Annotated in this window: 18 protein-coding genes; 13 read left to right on the forward strand and 5 right to left on the reverse strand. The window is 40.7% G+C overall.

Going from position 1 to position 17660, the window contains the following annotated elements:
• Positions 1-178: 178 nt before the first annotated feature.
• The 3 genes from CA598_RS04335 (at position 179) to map (ending at position 4900) form a co-directional block, all read left to right on the forward strand.
• On the forward strand, positions 179-2041 hold the full coding sequence (locus CA598_RS04335) for an assimilatory sulfite reductase (NADPH) flavoprotein subunit (RefSeq protein ID WP_094870247.1): 1863 nt from the start codon (positions 179-181) through the stop codon (positions 2039-2041).
• A gap of 45 nt (positions 2042-2086) precedes the next feature.
• Complete coding sequence (cysI, locus tag CA598_RS04340; protein ID WP_094875536.1) at positions 2087-3811, forward strand: assimilatory sulfite reductase (NADPH) hemoprotein subunit; 1725 nt, start codon at positions 2087-2089, stop codon at positions 3809-3811.
• A 342-nt stretch (positions 3812-4153) separates the two neighbouring features.
• Positions 4154-4900: a type I methionyl aminopeptidase gene (gene map, locus CA598_RS04345; protein ID WP_094870212.1), complete on the forward strand. Its 747-nt coding sequence runs from the start codon at positions 4154-4156 to the stop codon at positions 4898-4900.
• An 81-nt stretch (positions 4901-4981) separates the two neighbouring features.
• On the opposite strand, the gene CA598_RS04350 is transcribed toward map, so the two are convergent.
• Complete coding sequence (locus CA598_RS04350) at positions 4982-5386, reverse strand: CBS domain-containing protein (protein WP_042189973.1); 405 nt, start codon at positions 5384-5386, stop codon at positions 4982-4984.
• 181 nt (positions 5387-5567) lie between these two features.
• Here CA598_RS04350 and CA598_RS04355 point away from each other — a divergent pair, with 181 nt between their 5' ends.
• The 5 genes from CA598_RS04355 (at position 5568) to CA598_RS04375 (ending at position 10368) form a co-directional block, all read left to right on the forward strand.
• Positions 5568-7676 (forward strand): methyl-accepting chemotaxis protein, encoded by a 2109-nt coding sequence (locus tag CA598_RS04355; RefSeq protein ID WP_094875538.1) that lies wholly within the window; start codon positions 5568-5570, stop codon positions 7674-7676.
• Positions 7677-7960: 284 nt separating this feature from the next.
• Positions 7961-8161, forward strand: a complete 201-nt coding sequence (locus CA598_RS04360) for a cold-shock protein (protein ID WP_036685790.1) — start codon at positions 7961-7963, stop codon at positions 8159-8161.
• 121 nt (positions 8162-8282) lie between these two features.
• The gene (locus tag CA598_RS04365; RefSeq protein WP_094870210.1) at positions 8283-8510 is read left to right on the forward strand and encodes a helix-turn-helix domain-containing protein; all 228 of its coding nucleotides are present in this window, start codon (positions 8283-8285) and stop codon (positions 8508-8510) included.
• A gap of 239 nt (positions 8511-8749) precedes the next feature.
• Positions 8750-9844, forward strand: coding sequence for an LCP family protein (locus tag CA598_RS04370; protein WP_094875540.1), 1095 nt, complete (start codon positions 8750-8752; stop codon positions 9842-9844).
• Positions 9845-9888: 44 nt separating this feature from the next.
• Positions 9889-10368, forward strand: coding sequence for a DinB family protein (locus CA598_RS04375; RefSeq protein WP_094875542.1), 480 nt, complete (start codon positions 9889-9891; stop codon positions 10366-10368).
• Between the two features lie 25 nt (positions 10369-10393).
• On the opposite strand, the gene CA598_RS04380 is transcribed toward CA598_RS04375, so the two are convergent.
• The 3 genes from CA598_RS04380 to CA598_RS04390 all read right to left on the reverse strand — a co-directional run bounded on the left by CA598_RS04380 (position 10394) and on the right by CA598_RS04390 (position 12934).
• On the reverse strand, positions 10394-10603 hold the full coding sequence (locus CA598_RS04380) for a hypothetical protein (RefSeq protein WP_094870207.1): 210 nt from the start codon (positions 10601-10603) through the stop codon (positions 10394-10396).
• Between the two features lie 293 nt (positions 10604-10896).
• Positions 10897-12204: an ATP-binding protein gene (locus tag CA598_RS04385; protein WP_094875543.1), complete on the reverse strand. Its 1308-nt coding sequence runs from the start codon at positions 12202-12204 to the stop codon at positions 10897-10899.
• Positions 12197-12934: a LytR/AlgR family response regulator transcription factor gene (locus CA598_RS04390; RefSeq protein ID WP_094870205.1), complete on the reverse strand. Its 738-nt coding sequence runs from the start codon at positions 12932-12934 to the stop codon at positions 12197-12199. Before CA598_RS04390 ends, CA598_RS04385 begins: the two co-directional genes overlap by 8 nt.
• Before the next feature lie 194 nt (positions 12935-13128).
• On the opposite strand from CA598_RS04390, the gene CA598_RS04395 reads away from it, so the two are divergent.
• From CA598_RS04395 to CA598_RS04405, 4 genes are all read left to right on the forward strand, one after another.
• Entirely contained in the window at positions 13129-14040 is a 912-nt protein-coding gene (locus CA598_RS04395; RefSeq protein ID WP_094875545.1) for an ABC transporter ATP-binding protein, read from the forward strand.
• 3 nt (positions 14041-14043) lie between these two features.
• On the forward strand, positions 14044-14841 hold the full coding sequence (locus tag CA598_RS04400; RefSeq protein WP_094875547.1) for an ABC transporter permease: 798 nt from the start codon (positions 14044-14046) through the stop codon (positions 14839-14841).
• A gap of 157 nt (positions 14842-14998) precedes the next feature.
• Positions 14999-15133: a hypothetical protein gene (locus CA598_RS32860; RefSeq protein WP_256989810.1), complete on the forward strand. Its 135-nt coding sequence runs from the start codon at positions 14999-15001 to the stop codon at positions 15131-15133.
• A gap of 118 nt (positions 15134-15251) precedes the next feature.
• Positions 15252-15611 carry a hypothetical protein gene (locus CA598_RS04405; RefSeq protein ID WP_094870202.1) on the forward strand — a complete coding sequence of 120 codons (360 nt, stop codon included), beginning with the start codon at positions 15252-15254 and terminating at the stop codon, positions 15609-15611.
• Between the two features lie 34 nt (positions 15612-15645).
• Here CA598_RS04405 and CA598_RS04410 read toward each other — a convergent pair whose 3' ends face one another.
• Positions 15646-16908, reverse strand: a complete 1263-nt coding sequence (locus tag CA598_RS04410; protein WP_179283583.1) for a serine hydrolase domain-containing protein — start codon at positions 16906-16908, stop codon at positions 15646-15648.
• A gap of 66 nt (positions 16909-16974) precedes the next feature.
• On the opposite strand from CA598_RS04410, the gene CA598_RS04415 reads away from it, so the two are divergent.
• Positions 16975-17658 (forward strand): response regulator transcription factor, encoded by a 684-nt coding sequence (locus CA598_RS04415; protein WP_094870200.1) that lies wholly within the window; start codon positions 16975-16977, stop codon positions 17656-17658.
• The last annotated feature ends 2 nt before the right edge of the window (positions 17659-17660 follow it).

Below are 17660 nucleotides of genomic sequence, written 5' to 3' on the forward strand. Positions count from 1 at the left end.
TGATCGGTTTTTATGTACTTTATAGATACTTTTTCAATAAATACCATCAATTAGGTAAAAACGACTGGATTGATCGTTTACAATTATTGTGATAGCCTGATTTTATGAGGTTCTAAAAAAGGCTCAGATAGAGGTACGGATATTAACCAGATTTCATGTTTAGGAGAGGTGGATATTGTTGCAACTACAGGTAACGAACAGTCCCTTTAACGAGAACCAAGTCGAGCTTCTCAATCGTCTTCTACCAACCTTAACGGAGACACAGCAAATATGGCTTAGCGGATATTTATCTGCAATTGGGCGTACTGCGGCAGCAGCGCCAGTGGGTGCTGAACTTCAAGCGCCATCAAACACGGTCGGGACCGCAGAGGTCGGCGCTGCCGCTACGAGTCAACCTGCTGCATCACGTGAAGTAACCATTTTATTTGGTTCACAAACAGGGAATTGCCAGCGACTGGCGGGGAGCTTGTCCCGCAAGCTGGAAGAGCAAGGATTTCAGGTGACGCTCACCGCGATGAACAGCTTTAAGCCTAATGCGCTTAAGAAGGTAGAGAACCTGCTGCTGCTGGTCAGTACGCATGGCGAGGGTGATCCACCAGATAATGCACGGATGTTCCATGAGTTCCTCTACAGCAAAAGAGCACCTCAATTAGAGAACCTGAGGTTTTCAGTTCTGGCTCTGGGAGACACCTCTTATGAATTTTTCTGTCAGACGGGTAAAGAGTTCGATCAGAGGTTAGAAGAACTTGGTGGTAAGCGCCTAAGTCCACGTGTAGATTGTGATCTCGATTATGACGATTCCGTTGCCGAATGGTTTGAAGGTGTGATTGGTGCATTAAATGTAAATTTAAATGCTCCAGCCATTGCTGCAAAAGCAGTTCAAGCCGCAGAGGACGCAGAGTCACAAGAACCTCTATATACTCGGAATAATCCTTTTAAAGCAGAGGTACTGGAGAATCTGGATTTGAACGGACGCGGCTCGGACCGGGAGACTCGCCATTTGGAACTATCGCTTGAAGGCTCTAATATACAGTTTGAACCAGGGGATGCACTGGGAGTATATCCAGAGAATCATCCCGAACTGGTGGACGCTATTATTCATACTATGGGCTGGAATCCTAATGATAAGGTTCCGTTTAATAAGAAAGGTGATGAAGGAGCCTTACGTGAGGCACTTCTGCATCATTATGAAATCACTGTATTGACCAAACCTTTGCTGGAGCAAGCGGCAAAGCTGTCTGCTTCAAACAAGCTGAGTGAGTTATTAGCTCCAGATCGTGCTTCGGAGCTTAAAGCGTATATTCAAGGACGCGATCTACTCGATTTGATCCAGGACTTCTCACCGTGGGAAGGTCCAGCCAGCAGTTTTGTGACGATTTTGCGGAAGCTTCCTGCACGCCTATATTCTATCGCTAGCAGTTATAAAGCAAACCCGGATGAGGTTCATCTAACCGTCAGAGCTGTACGTTATGAGGCTCACGGTAGAGCACGTTACGGTGTCTGCTCAGTGCATTGCGCAGAAAGAGTAGAACCGGGGGATACACTACCTATTTACATTCAGCATAATCCTAACTTTAAGCTGCCTACTAATCCGGATGCACCGATCATCATGATTGGACCGGGCACAGGTGTTGCGCCATTCCGCTCTTTCTTAGAGGAACGTGGAGAGCTGGGAGCGGAAGGGAAATCTTGGCTGTTCTATGGGGATCGGCATTTTGTAACAGATTTCCTCTATCAGACTGATTGGCAGAGAATGCTAAAGGATGGCGTTCTAAGTAAGCTGGATGTAGCCTTCTCACGTGATACCGAAGAGAAAGTATATGTACAACATCGTATTTTGCAAAAGAGTCGTGAGGTTTATGAATGGCTGCAAGAAGGTGCTCATATCTACGTTTGCGGTGACGAGAAGTACATGGCGCATGATGTTCATTCTGCCCTGCTTACAGTGATTCAGAGTGAGGGTGGACTGAGCCCTGAAGCGGCAGCGGCTTATCTGGAAGATATGCAACAGACGCAGCGTTACCAGCGTGATGTCTATTAATGGTTAGATGGAGTTATCGAATGACTTCGGGGGGAGATAACAACAATGGCAAACAATGAGAAGGTTAAGCCGATCGGCGGGCCTCCAAGTGATGTTGAGCATATTAAGTCGGAGAGTAACTATCTGCGGGGTGCATTGGTTGAGACACTAAGCAATCCGATTACGGGTGGTCTACCTGAAGATGATAATCGGCTGCTAAAATTTCACGGAAGCTATATGCAGGATGACAGAGATTTACGCAATGAACGGGAACGTCAGAAGCTGGAGCCGGCATTCCAGTTTATGCTTCGCGTAGTTGCCCCTGGTGGTGTAGCTACACCGGAACAATGGCTGGTGATGGATGATCTGGCACAGAAGTATGGTAACGGAACCTTACGTCTGACTACAAGACAGGCATTTCAAATGCATGGTGTGCTTAAATGGAACTTAAAGAAGACCATTCGGAGCATCAATGATACGCTAATGACGACCCTTGCAGCTTGTGGGGATGTTAACCGTAACGTAATGAGCAATCCGAATCCTTATCAATCTGAGGTGCATGCAGAAGTCTATGAATGGGCGCGCAAAGTTAGTGACCATCTATCCCCACGAACTCCCGCTTACCATGAAATTTGGCTAGACGGTGAAAAGGTTGTGGATAGCTTAGGAGATCGGGCAGAAGTTGAACCGATTTATGGTCCGGTATATTTACCGCGTAAATTCAAGATTGGTCTTGCGGTACCCCCTTCAAATGACGTAGATGTGTTCTCGCAGGATCTAGGCTTCATCGCTATTCTTGAGAATGATAAGCTGGTAGGGTTCAACGTTTCTGTAGGCGGCGGTATGGGAATGACGCATGGCGATACCAGCACGTATCCTCAGCTTGGCCGTATCATTGGTTTTTGCCGTCCTGATCAATTGATCGATGTAGCGGAGAAGACAGTAACGATTCAGCGGGACTATGGAAATCGTTCTGTCCGCAAAAATGCACGGTTCAAGTATACGATTGACCGCCACGGTTTGGAATGGTTTGTCGGTGAGCTGCATGAAAGACTCGGATGGCAGCTTGAGGCGGCACGTGATTACCATTTCGATCACAATGGAGACCGCTATGGCTGGGTGAAGGGTACCAATGGAAAATGGAATTTGACGCTTTATATCCAAAGCGGACGGATTCATGACCAAGAAGGGTACACATTGATGACTGGACTGCGGGAAATTGCCAAGATTCATACCGGGGATTTCCGGCTTACGCCGAATCAGAATTTAACGATTGCTAACGTAACCACTGCCAAAAAGCGAAAAGTGGCTGAGCTGGCTAAACAACATGGACTTACAGATGGAGCTCATCTATCTGCGCTACGACGCAGTTCAATGTCTTGTGTGGCACTACCAACCTGCGGACTTGCAATGGCTGAAGCGGAACGTTATTTGCCTTCGTTGATTGATAAGCTAGAGCTTGTCCTTGATGAAGCTGGTCTCCGTGATGAGGAAATCGTGATCCGGATGACAGGTTGTCCTAATGGGTGTGCAAGACCGGCACTAGGCGAAATCTCGTTTATTGGTAAAGGTCCAGGCAGATATAATATGTACTTGGGAGCAGGTTTTACGGGAGATCGCTTGAACAAAATGTATAAAGAAAACATAGATGAAAAAGAAATTCTGGAGACGCTGGAGCCGATTCTTCATCATTATTCGAAAGAACGTTTGCATAGTGAGCATTTTGGAGATTTCGTAATCCGTACAGGTTATGTAAAGGCGGTTACCTCAGGTCTTAATTTTCATGACTAATCTAATATAGATTGAAGGGGTGTCCCGGAGCCTACATAATGGCTGCTGGGGCACCTCTTTGTTAGTTGATTTTTTGGTTTTAAACTTTAACGGTTGCTCGTTGTCGAGTGGATTGGAGCTAAGTTAGATTGAGTGGGACGGATGAGATGCTATCGGACTCAGATGATCTAATATTTTCATTAGAAAAAGGGATTCCTTTTAGAATGTGTATGAAAAATATATTTTTTTTGCATAATGATTTGGATTTCTCGTGTTTTTCTTTCATAATATAAAGGGGAAACTAAATACAAAAGAAGAGCCATTGCCCAAGAGTGATGTGTTCTGTACAGAAGAGGCGATATTATGATTATCATGAAAACGATGGAAGAGATCGAAAAAATGCGTGCGGCGGGAAAAATTCTCGCTGAATGTCATCGTCAAATTGCGCAAATTCTACAGCCGGGAATTACCACCTGGGAGATTGATGAATTTGCAGAAAAATTTATACTGTCTCAAGGAGCGACTCCTGAGCAAAAGGGATATAACGGATATCCGTACGCAACCTGTGCATCTGTAAATGATGTAATCTGCCACGGCTTTCCGAAGAAGGAACCACTTAAAGATGGAGATATAGTAACCATAGACATGGTAGTTAACTTAGAGGGCTGGTTGGCAGATTCCGCTTGGTCATATGGGATTGGCAACATTAGTGAGCAGGCGACCAAATTACTAGACACCACAAAAGAATCTTTATTCCGAGGTATCGAGCAGGCAGTTGCAGGCAACCGTATCGGGGATGTTGCTCATGCTATTCAAGTTTACGCAGAGTCTAATGGTTTTTCTGTTGTGCGTGATTTTATTGGCCATGGGATTGGTTCAGAAATGCATGAAGCACCAGAGGTACCTCACTATGGTCCGGCTGGCAGAGGACCCCGTCTTAAAGAGGGGATGGTATTTACCATTGAGCCGATGCTGAACACAGGCAGCTATAGAACAAAGATTGATGCCGATGGTTGGACTGCACGTACCATTGACGGCGGTCTGTCAGCACAGTATGAACATACATTAGCTATCACCCCTCAAGGAACGATTATCCTGACTGAACTATAATTTAGGGTAGAAAATAGACCTGATTAGCTTCATCTTCTAATGATGTTGCTGATCAGGTCTATTTGTTGTTCAACTAATCAATTAATCAGTAATGTTGCGAGTATAGTATTCAATGATATCTTTTCGACGAATAATTCCGACAAACACGCCTTCTTTATCAATCACAGGAACAAAATTCTGATCTGCGGCGAGCGTCAACATATCCTCCATTTCGGCATTTATGAGAACGCTCTCGTTATGGACATGCTTCTGGATATCGCTTACTGGAACTTCTCCTATATTGTCAAAAGTTAGACCTGCTGTGTTTTTCAGCTTCCACAATAGATCACCTTCCGAAAGTGTTCCTACATATTTTCCTTCATTATCAATAATAGGGATAGCCGTATAATGGTGCTGCTCTAATTGTTCTAAGGCTTCCAGCATGGATAGTGAGTTAGTGATATAGGCAACTTGATCTTTAGGCAACAAAAAAGAGGATATTTCCATCGGCATGAACTCCTTTGTATTGAGATTTTTTTAGTTAGGCTACTTTTATTTAAACATACTTTTTGAAGAGATAGGTGTTTTAAATTTTATTATTTAATTATAGGTAAAAAGACCTATTAAATGACAGTCGCATTTTGTCGATTAAAGATAAGGTATATTATCCTAGAGTGGAGTTGTTCAGATGGCGTTGTATCGTAGGCTTTCTTTAACGGTTAAATTTGTTCTGGTAGTAAGTTTAGTTATCATTGTTATCTTTTTCTTTAGTTTAGTTGCAAATCTGCAAAATCTGCGTAATGTGAGTATTTCGAATGGTGAACTTCAAGCGGAGGTTGCCGGACGAAGTTATGCGGAATCCATCCAGAATACTATGATAGACATGGAGTCAACAACTAAGGTATTCGCAGAAGTGTTGCTGGAATCAAGAGAACATCAGACCTTAAGTCGTGAGGATGTTATCTCTACAATGAAGGCTATGCTTGAGAACAGACCTGAAATTTTGGGTATTAGCACATTATGGGAGCCGAATGCCTTCGATCAAAAGGATCAGGCTAATATAAATAAAATGCCGTACGACGACAACACAGGGCGTTTTGTTCCTTATGTTGTTAAAAATGAGGGTTCAATTACGATTGAAGCTTCGAAAAATTACGAAGTAGAAGGCACCGGAGATTACTACCTTATACCTAAAAAAAATAAGAAACCGATCTATCTTGAACCGTATTCTTATGAGACAACTGTTGGGTCTATGCAGATGATTTCGATTATACAGCCCATTGTAACCAATTCGGGTACTTTTCTTGGGACTGTGGGATTTGATATCTCGCTAGCAGAGCTTCAGGCAAAAGCGGTTAATTATAGACCTATGGGAGGTTATGTTGCTCTTATTTCAAATGATGGGAAATATGTAGCGAATCCTAATGATCCACAGAGTGTACTTAAAGATTTTGGGGATACGGAAGAGAAAGCTGCATTGTGGAGACAAGTGAAGAACGGGAAGAGTGTACAGGGGTATACCAATAATTCCAAAGGAGAAACTGTGCTCCGAATTTTTGTTCCAATCCAAATGCCAAAAAGTGAACAGGTATGGTATACCCAGACAGCCATTCCTAAATCTACAATTATGGCGGACTTCGAAAAAGCCAAAACAGAATCTTTTATTATCATGTTAGTTGGGATGACGATTTTAGGACTAGTTGTAGGCTTTCAACTATGGTTGATGGTGATCAAACCGCTTCGAATGTTATCTGAGAAATTGCAGCTTATGTCTCAAGGGGATTTAACCCAAACCTTGCAGGTTCGAAATAATGATGAATTCGGCAAGATGGCTACGCATTTTAATCAGATGACACATAAGCTTCGAGAAATGTTTGGACTTGTAGCTGACTTGTCGATGTCAGTGGGTGCTACTTCTGAAGAGTTGACAGCGAACGCTGAACAGACAGGGAAAGCTGCTGAACAGATTGCTGTGGCTATTGGACGAGTCGCCGAGGGAGCGCAACTGCAGAATGGTTATGCAGGAGAATCTTCTCTGGCCATGAGCGATCTTAGCGTTGGAGTGCAACGTATCGCTGACTCTTCATCAGCGGTGTCTGCATCTGCCGATGAAGTAACCGATCAAACGAAGAGAGGCAGTGCACAGCTTCAAATGGCGGTGAACCAGATGACAGAGCTTAAGCAATCCGTGGACGAGACGAGTCTGGCGATTGAACGACTAGGTGAAAGATCTGTACAGATTAGTGGTATTATTGGTCTGATCTCGAGTATCAGTAAACAGACTAATCTATTGGCATTAAACGCAGCGATTGAAGCATCCAGAGTGGGTGAACAAGGTCGTGGATTTGCTGTAGTAGCTTCGGAAATACGGATGTTGGCGGATCAAACGAAACAAGCTGCCGAACAAGTTACTGAATTAGTCGAACATGTTGTCCAAGATACTAATCAAGCCTCACAGGCTATGGCCGTTGGTAATGAACAAGTACGTATCGGTGTGCAGGGTGTATCTGACAGTGATCTTTTGTTTACATCGATTCTTGCTGAAATGACACAGGTTACAGATCAGATTCAGGAGGTATCTGCAGCCGCACAGCAGATGACCGCTGGTACAGAGGAGATTTCAGCTAGTGTCAAAGTATTAGCCGATCTTGCATCGGAAGCGTCCGCAGATTCACAAAGTGTAGCAGCAGCGTCAGAGGAGCAGCTTGCTTCTATGGAAGAGATAACTGCCTCGACGGAATCCCTCAGCTCAATGGTGCAAGATTTGCTGGATAAATTGTCTTATTTTAAGATTTAAAATAATTGAGATGTTGTAATTGTAAGTGGGAAACCCGGTTCTTTTCTAAAGGATCAGGGTTTTTCCATTTCTTACATAATCTAAAAGGTATCTAGATGGCATCGGATGTGCTATAATCAATATATCGAAAGTAGTTACCTGCTAATTCACATAGCGTAGAGGGTTATTCTTAAGATGACAATAACCTTGTACCATATGTGAATTTTTATTTTTTTAGAGATTTTGTAAGAGATTTTTTTGGGATAAGAATAACATGTAAATTAAAAAAAGGTGGTAATTATATTATGCAAACAGGAACAGTGAAATGGTTTAACGCGGACAAAGGCTTTGGTTTTATCGAGGTTGAAGGTGGAGAAGACGTATTCGTACATTTCAGCGCAATCACTGGTGACGGATTCAAGTCTTTGGATGAAGGACAACGTGTAGAATTTAACGTAGTTCAAGGCAATCGTGGTCAACAAGCTGAGAATGTTGTAAAACTCTAAAGTTGTGAAAAAAATCCCCAAACTTATAGTTTGGGGATTTTTTTAAATATAAGAAATTATAAGTTTCACACAATACTATATGTCTTATATTTCTCGCTTAGTTGAAAGGTGGCGGATGTAAGTGCAGGTGTTTGAAGACTGGAATTTAAAAGTGAAGAAAACCTTTAACGCTACAAGCAACAAGGAAGTATTGACTGTGTCTGAAGCCGGTAGTTTACTTGGTCTGTCTAAAGATCAAATGAAAAGCTATGTAGACCAGCATAAGTTAACCAAAGTCCCAATTATGAGAAGTGTTGTCAGGTATCTTATACTGAAAAGTGAAATCGATACGATCCTGAACAAAACCTAATGTATTCTCAATAAACTTTGCAGACCCATCCTTCATAGGATGTGGTCTTTTTTTTTTTTGCCTCAAAAATTTCTTATAAAAAGAAACTTATCGATCCAATGATCGTCTATAATTATGGGATATTTAGGTAATGGGGTAGGCATAAACAGTAATAGAAGTTTAAACGTAATTGTGTGGAATAAAAGGTGATGTTCATTAATGGTGAGAAGTCGCATAAACAGAAAGGGTAATTCATCCAAATGAAAAATAAACAGGGCACTCATCCATCTGCTTCATTTACTTTAAGCAGAATCGAGAAAAAGAAAGTGAAAAAAAATAAAATCAGTAAAAAAATGAAAATTTGGTACTTTTCGATGGCTATCGTACTTATTATTGGACTGGGATCTTTTATTTTCCGTAAAGAATTAATGATTTTTGGGTTTAATAATGTTGTAGCCCCAACGATTGAACACACCCTTAAGGACTCCTATGTGCCATTAGAAGACAGCGGAGAACCAGGATTACAACCAACGATAGAAAATAAAGACCGTCCTTTTTCTCTCCTTCTACTAGGCACCGATCAGCGTGGCAAAGAAAACGGGCTTTCTGATTCCATTATTTATACAGTTATTCGACCTGAAGACCATAAAGCACTGCTCGTCTCCATTCCCCGTGATTCCTATACAGAAATTATTGGAGCAGAAAATATCAAAGGAGCAAGAAAAGAAACCAAGATTAATGCGGCACATTCCTACGGAGGTCCTCAAATGAGTGTGGATACCGTTAAGAATCTTTTGAATGCGCCAATTGATTACTATGCTACGATTAATTTTAATGGGCTTGTGGGTGTTACAGATGCTCTTGGAGGAGTGGTGCTTCCAATCACCAAGGTGATAGAGAATAAGAGTCCCGATCATGAGAAACTAAGAATTGAGCCGAACAAACCGATCTATTCCGGTAAGGAAGCTTTAATGTATGTAAGATATCGGGAAGATTCTGATTTTAAGAGAACAGAGAGACAGCGGATTTTCTTGAAAGCAGCGCTTGATCGGATGAAAAGAATAGATAATATTCTTAATATACAGAACATTATCGAAATTGCTGGCAGTAACTTTAAAACGAATATGAAGTCAGATTTTATTTTGGATTTGGCTAAGAAGGTAATTCTTGAAGGTGGAACCCCTGAAATAACGAGTCATATGCTCCAAGGGGAAGGAAAACATACGGATCAATGGTATTATATACTCGATGAAAATGATGTAAAGCGTACTCATGATATGATCGAGATTTGGCTGAACCCAGACTCTACTGAGGCTGATTTAATCACTGCTTCTAAGGATGATGCTGCTGCATAATATTTTTACTATACTATTTTATATTCACACGGAGGTTAGCTTCTATGGCATTAAAATCAAAGGAGCAAATGATACTCGAATTTAAGTCTCTTATTCCATTCGTGAAATCATTAGAAGAGGTGCCAGATAAACATTGGGATAAGCCCATAGCTACTGGTAAATGGACCGTGAAGGATATTCTCTGTCACCTCATGCTATGGGATAAATATTTCTATGAAGGTGCTATTAAGCAGATTATTTTGAAAGAACCATTAACAACGAAACATTTGGATTTTAACGAATTTAATGCTAACGCGAGGGAGTATGCCAAATTGTTATCCAAGCAGACCTTGATTGAACAATTTGTGCTCTACAGATCTAGAATTTTAGATGCAGTCTCTGGATTAACGGATGAAGAATGCGAATTGGAATATAAGGATGGAGACCACAAGAAGTTCAGTGTTCGCAAGTATTTGAGAAGTTTTATCCCACATGATAAGCATCATAAAAAACAGATTGAACAATTTCTAAACTGCATCGATTAGAGATGAATTGTTGTCTCCTTATGGCTTAAGCTTTAGCGCGATTCTGAACCATTTTCATGGATTGGCGAATAAGTATTGGACCGAACATGCTGCCAGCATAGGCGGCTATAAAAGAATGTAAGGGAAACTTTATAGCGAAATAAATGACCGATCCAGCTACAAAATCAATAAGAATGAATTTCTTGATCTCGGATAGTGGGATTGTGACGAATACAAATGATTCTTTATTTTTCAAACCGTTGGCCTCCTATTTGAAAATGTTCAAAATAAATCCACTATTCATTCTATTTTGAGAACAAGATGTCCCATTCGAAATATTTAGACTAACGGCATACGATCATTACCATCGGGCTTATAAGACCATAATATCTGGGGCACGAATTTCCCTATGTGGTACGGTGAAGATGCAGTATTTCGTTTTCGTCTAAATATACAATCGAACCGTAAGTAAAATAATAGAAATATACTTGTAACTGAAATGCACCCCTTAGAATAAACATTGGAAAACCTTCTGGGTCCGATGTCTTTCTATGAGGTGCATTTTTGCTCAGTTTCTGCAACTGATAAGATCTCAATGTTAAAAAGACAAATTTCCACTTGGAAAATTTGGTTTTCATAGGTGATATCCCATATTCCGCCGATTTCTTCTACCGCATTCTTTACGCTTTTTAGACCGATACCATGAAAATGCTTGTCTCGTTTTGTTGTGGCTAATTCTCCGAAATGATTCGTACGTATGGAATGCTGATATGGATTCTGTATTCTGATAAATAAAGTACCCTTATGATAATGAAGTTGGAACTTAATATAAGGCTGAGTCACACCTGGATGCTTGCATGCTTCTATAGCATTATCAAGGGTGTTCCCTAGAATAATGCTAAATGCATAAGCATCTAGGTCAAGCTGAGGTGGAATCTTAATATCCGTTTGAAAGGAGATACCCAGCTTTTTGGCAAATTGCGACTTGTAATTAATGATAGAGTCGATTAGGATGGAGCCGGTATTACTTTCACCTGAAGAGAGTTCTATTACTCCAAGAAGCTTATCTACATCATTCAGTCCGGCTTCTTTTTCCCCAGCTTGTAATTGAGACCTCAGGCCGAGCAAGATATTCCTGAAATCATGTTGAAACGTAAAGACTTCTTGCTGCCTTTCTTTCGTGAGCAGATACTGGTTCATATAGTAGGTGTTCTGCTGTTCCAACAAGTAGTTTTTATTCTGTGCCGATTGTATGGTTAATACACGATCACACAAAAGAATGATCAGGAAGTTGATCAACAGCATTCCTCCGGACAAGGCCGGATACAACGCCGGATATTCCCGCAATGACAGCTCGCCCGATAATTTTGCAATACTGAGAATACTGATAAACGGAAAGCAGAACAACCCGATCCAATACCAACTGCTTAGACTGCCCTCGCCAAAAGCTTTGGTAAAACGAAGCGTGATCTGTACCAGTATAAACATCAGAATCTTAGACAAAAACAAGGTAAAGATGTATCCGCTTGTCGTATACACAGGTGCAGTTGCTGCATCTGAAAGAATAATCAGTGCGACTATAAATAAAGCAGCACCAATACGCCATTGTATTTTTCCTTTATACAAAAAGGACAATAGAACGATCCCCACTATATTAAGCCCTAGCATCCATAAGCCTGGAAGTGGGCTGTTATGAAGGAGGACTACGAAAATATAATAAGCAGTGTATACGGAATAAAGGATTACTTTGGATTCCCAAAGCCGTGGGAAACAATGATCATAGAAATAATGAATGATAAATGGGAGAGCTGCCAGTGTGAGGGCATAGAACAGCTCATCCAGTAGAATATTATTCAAGCAGACTCCCCCTGAATTGCAAATAACTCTTTTTCACTACGGTGCTTTGCTTATCGCTAATCGGAAGTTCTTCCCCACTCGTTAATACAATTTTTTTGCCCTGAATTTGTTTTATGTAATCGAAATTCACAAGATACGATTGATGAATCCGCACAAACTGCTTCGAAGGTAGCTTTCCTTCTTCTATAGATAAAGTACTGTAATATTCCGTTTGATCTTCCGTTGTTTGCAAAATGATTTTTCGGCGATCACTTGCCAAGTACATAATATTACGGATTGGAATCAGTAGTTTAGTTCCACTTTGGTGTACAGGCAGTAATTTTGGTTGATTTTGCTGACGCTTGACCTTTATTTGCTGAATCATAGAGAGTAGTTTTTTTTCAAAAGACTCGTTATGTATAGGCTTCTTTATAAAACCGGAAGGTTGAACGTCAAATAGTTGAACATGATACTCTTCGTGGCTCGATACGTAAATCAACCGAACCCTATCATTATCACAATCTCTCCGTAAGATATGACCCGCTGTTATTCCGCTTATTCCCTTCATTTCTATATCCATAAAAATAAGATCAAATGGACAACCATGTTGTATGGCTTTCGTGAAACTTTCACCAGAATAGAATATGGATACCTCTATCTTTACGGTCTGCTGAATGGGATGGTTAAGGATCAATCTCTCCATATATTCTGTTGCCTTGAAATCATCATCACAAATAGCAATATGTATCATGTGAAATTCCCCTCCTGTGTTATAAATAATAATACATTATATGGGAGTATAATCAACCTTTATCCTTTTAGGGATCACTTGGAAGTGGCGAAAGTTACATTTATTCCCGTGTTTTTTACCATAACGATTAGTAATTCTAGTAAACATGCTAATTTAATATCAATTAGTAGCAGACGGTATGGAGGAGTTGAAAAATGAATACAACAATCTTTGAAGCTGAGGGATTAACTAAACAGTACGGCAGTGAAAATGCGCTTCAAAATATAAATATGAAGATTAAACAGGGTGATATCTATGGCTTTGTAGGTGAGAATGGAGCAGGTAAAACCACACTCATGAAAATAATTAGTGGATTAGTTTATCCTACAAAAGGGACTATCCAATTGATGGGTAAAAGTAATGAGAAGGACCTCGCACGAGTCAGAAAAAAAATGGGGGTTTTAATAGAGCTACCTGCCCTCTACCCCCATATGAATGCTGAAGAGAATTTAAGCTTTTATTGCAAGATTCATGGTATTTCGGATTTCAAGAGAATTAAAGATGTGCTGAATTTAGTGGGACTAACGGATGTTGAAAACAAAAATACTACGGAATATTCTCTGGGCATGCGTCAACGATTAGGGCTGGCAATCTCCCTTCTCAACGAACCGGAATTTTTAGTTTTGGATGAACCGATTAATGGGCTTGATCCTACAGGGATTGTAGAGATGAGAAAATTATTGGCTAAGCTGGCACATGAAAAAGGGGTTACCCTCTTGATTTCCAGCCATATTTTGAGCGAGCTCCAATTGTTAGCTACCAAATTCGGTTTTATTCATAAAGGGCAGTTCATTAAGGAAGTCTCTGTGGAAGAACTCTTGCAATCAGCCGAAGCGCAAATTTGTATTAAGACCGTTGAAATAGCTGCAGCAATAAACGTGCTTAAGAACGATCTTAATATTCATTCGATCACATTGTCAGAGGCCGGAGAAATATTGGTTCCCAAGGATTTGACAGATCTTGAACAGTTAATGTCAACGTTAATTAGAAATGGAATTCCACTTGAAGGAATCAACCTGTCCACAGCGAATCTTGAGCATTATTATATGGATCTGATAGGAGAATGAGCAATGATGGATTTTCTGAAAGCTGAGTCTTACTTTATAAGAAGGGATATCATGTTTAAGGGAATTTCTCTTCTGTTCCTTATAGCAAGTCTGGTATTAGCAATCTGGATTGGGGGTAAAGCCGGTTTTGAAATCGGTAATCTCGCGGAACCCTTAACGATTGTGACACCTTTATCTTTATTTTTTTATTTTATTATTCCAGTTTACGTATGTTTTTTTGCAACCGAAGGATTTGAATATGGATCTATCAAAGTTATTCTGGCTTCCGGACAAAGTAGGTTTATCTATATCACGGGGAAATACCTTTCTGTTTTTAAAATTATTATATGGTGGATTTTACAATTTACAGTAGTGTTTTATCTCGCTTATATGATAGCTGCTTTGATAATCGGGACTGACATCGGTAATCGTAATTTTTCTGCTGACTTGATTCAGGTTTCCCGTGTACTGGGATTAAATGTCCTTTATTTATCAGCTTATGCTGCTCTAATCATTATGGTTGGTATTCTTATTAAAAGAACGGCTTCAGCGGTGGTTGTAACTTTTCTAATTATATTCGGCGACTTCATGATATCCGGTTATTTCCGTGATGCTTCCTCCGCATGGTTAAGGGGGATTTCAGACCATGCTTTAACGACCCAAGTTATGAAGTTTTCCGGAATTTACGTCGTTAATTCACAAAATATAGTCCTAACAGGAGCAAAGAGCTTTATGGAAGTGGTGCTAATTCCTGTGATTATTATAGCTATTAGTTTGTCTGTCACCTATATTTCGTTTGGAAAAAGAGATATACACGCGTAGATAAAAGGAGGAATTGAAATGGACAGGGGTAATAGATCACCAAAAACGATCGTTATTGTAGGTGCTTTGCTAGCTATTGTAGTTTTTGTTGTTCTTTTTGTTGGTATTGAGATGGGATGAGGCTAGTCTCAGTATATGTCGCGGGGAGTTATGTGAAATGAAATACAATGTAGTATGGATCAGTATTAAAGAGTTATTTCATCCTTACCGTAAAAACATTTGGATAATCAGTATTGTTATGTTGGTGACTTCTATAGGGAGCTTTTTGACGCCATGGTTTACCAAGCACTGAGAAATTTCTGTCCTTAAAAAATTTCGTGCGTATGGTCACAGAGGATTATTTTAATTATCGATATAATGAAAGCGTTATCTTTTTATTGCGGTTTACTTAAATTAAAAGGAGATAAGCTATGAGAGTGAGCAAAGTTTCTTTTAACCAGCTTGTGTTTATTTGTTTAGGGATTCAATACATGTTAATGCATTTGTTCTCTGCAGGCGAGGCGATTGTCATCACATCCATAGAGCTTGTTATATACATGGTTTTTACCGTTGTTGGCCTTGTAGGATTATTTATGCGGAGCAGAAAAGTGGATAGTGAGGCGATTTCTGGATTGGTCGCGCTATTCTTCAGTGTATTATGGATGGTATCTTTATTCTCCCAATTTCGGAAAGAAAGCTACCCGGATGCTTTAACAGTAATTAATTCGCTTGGTGTAACTACTGCCTTACTTGTACTTCTCGTTGAGTTTATCATTATAGCCAAGGCCTAGGGCAGACACGAATCAAAAAACAAGACAGGTCTATTTAAGACTTGTCTTGTTTTTTGTGCATCCCCAGAAATGAAAGCTCACCCTGAGCATTCCGCTTAAATTCATATTCCGAATCATGCTTCGTATGATGGAATCTTGTTTCCGAGATGGGATAAAAGGGAGTGACTTCTACATCATTCCAGACAAAATAGTAATCTTGCCCACTACGCTCCACGCTCGCTTTGCAGCCATATCCCTCATAGGTTCCCATATATGAAGCATAAATGCTGTCATCAAGAGGGAAGGCTTGTGGAGAGACAGGCACCCTTTCAGGTTCACCAAATATTAATCCAGCTAGAGATTCCGTTAATTTGGTGACGGGTACGCAATCGTAATTGGTCAACATGATGACGCTTGTTTGATCTTCAGGATATCTATGTAGTTCACTTCGGAAGCCGCGGTAGGCACCGCCGTGATACATTCTTTTTCGATCAAAACGTTCGTCCAAGAACCAACCAAATCGATATTTGAGATTACTGGAATGAAAAGCCATCTCAAGGGTGTTATGAGACACTAATTGATCGGAGTACAAGGCTTGATCCCACAGGAAAAGATCGGCAGCCGTCGAATACATCCCGCCAGCGGATAAGATAGAGCTCATATCTATGTATTCCCCCTGAGTATACTCTCCCCAAGAAGAATGATAAGGCGAGGCTAATTTTGGAATAATCTGCTGATTGTTATAAACTCCTGTATTTACCATGCCCAGAGGCTGTAATATAAAAGTAGTGATATAATCTTCAAATGTCATCCCTGTAATCTTCTCAATAATCATCCCCAGCAAATAATAACCTGAGTTGTTATAGGCAAATGAAGTGCCAGGCATAAATGCAGGGGGTTGACTCACAAATAGCTGTAACATCTCTTGTGGAGTCAGCTTTAGCTTATTTAATTTTTGATTATATTCGGGTATGGAAGTGTAGTTGGCTATACCAGAGGTATGTCCCAGCAGGTGAAGGATGGTAATCCCCTCTAGTGCATGCTGCTGAGGGAGATATTTTAGGATTGGATCTTCCAGTCTGAGACGTTTTTGTTCTTTTAGCATCAGGATAGCCATGCCAGTGAATGATTTGGTAAGTGACCAGATCCGGAATTTGGTATCTAAAGTGTTCGGGACCTGATGTTCAAGATTCGCATATCCGTACGCTTTATGTAACTTGATTTCTCCACGCTGAGCTAGTAAGACTGTGCCACTTAATGGCCAGCTTTGTTCGTATTTATCTAAATAGTGCTCCAGATGCTGGAATTGTGTATCCACAGGTAACCCCTCCTTAAAGGCATATTCTAACATATTAATAAATTCTGTTGAAGCGGAGAGAAATCGATGAGATATGATTGTTTGATTATTGATGATGAAATTGAGCTTGCGGAGACCACCTGCGAATATTTTAATTTGTTTGATGTTCAAACCGCATTTGTTACGAGCGCCGATGCCTGCCGGAACTTTTTGTGTGAGCATCAGGTGTCGATGTTACTCCTTGATATTAATTTAGGCGGTGAATCCGGCTTTCAGTTATGCAAAGAGCTGCGTCAGACGACCGGGATTCCCATCCTGTTTATTAGTGCCCGCTCCAGTGAGGATGATGTATTGATTGCACTTGATATCGGGGGAGATGATTATATTCATAAGCCGTATACCCTGAGAGTGTTGCTGGCAAAAGTAAAAGCGGTGCTTAAACGGTACAACAACGAAGTTGTAGCCGAGTCCTCTTTTCTTGAATCCGGCCCCATCCAGATTGATCCCGAACTCAGAAGGGCAAGTCTTAACGGCGTACCCCTCAAGCTGAAAACAATGGAATATAAATTGCTTAAGTTTTTGATCCAGCATAAAAATCGGGTAATCGCTAAAGAGGAGCTATTTACAGAGGTATGGGGGGATGTTTTTGCGGGAGATGGCACCTTAAATGTACATATCCGTCATCTTCGTGAGAAGATTGAGCAGAATCCTAACGATCCACAGTACATCCGTACCGTATGGGGTATCGGTTATGCTTTTGAGGATAAATAGCG

The organism is Paenibacillus sp. VTT E-133291, from assembly GCF_002264395.1.
GTDB lineage: Bacteria > Bacillota > Bacilli > Paenibacillales > Paenibacillaceae > Paenibacillus_AQ > Paenibacillus_AQ nitricinens.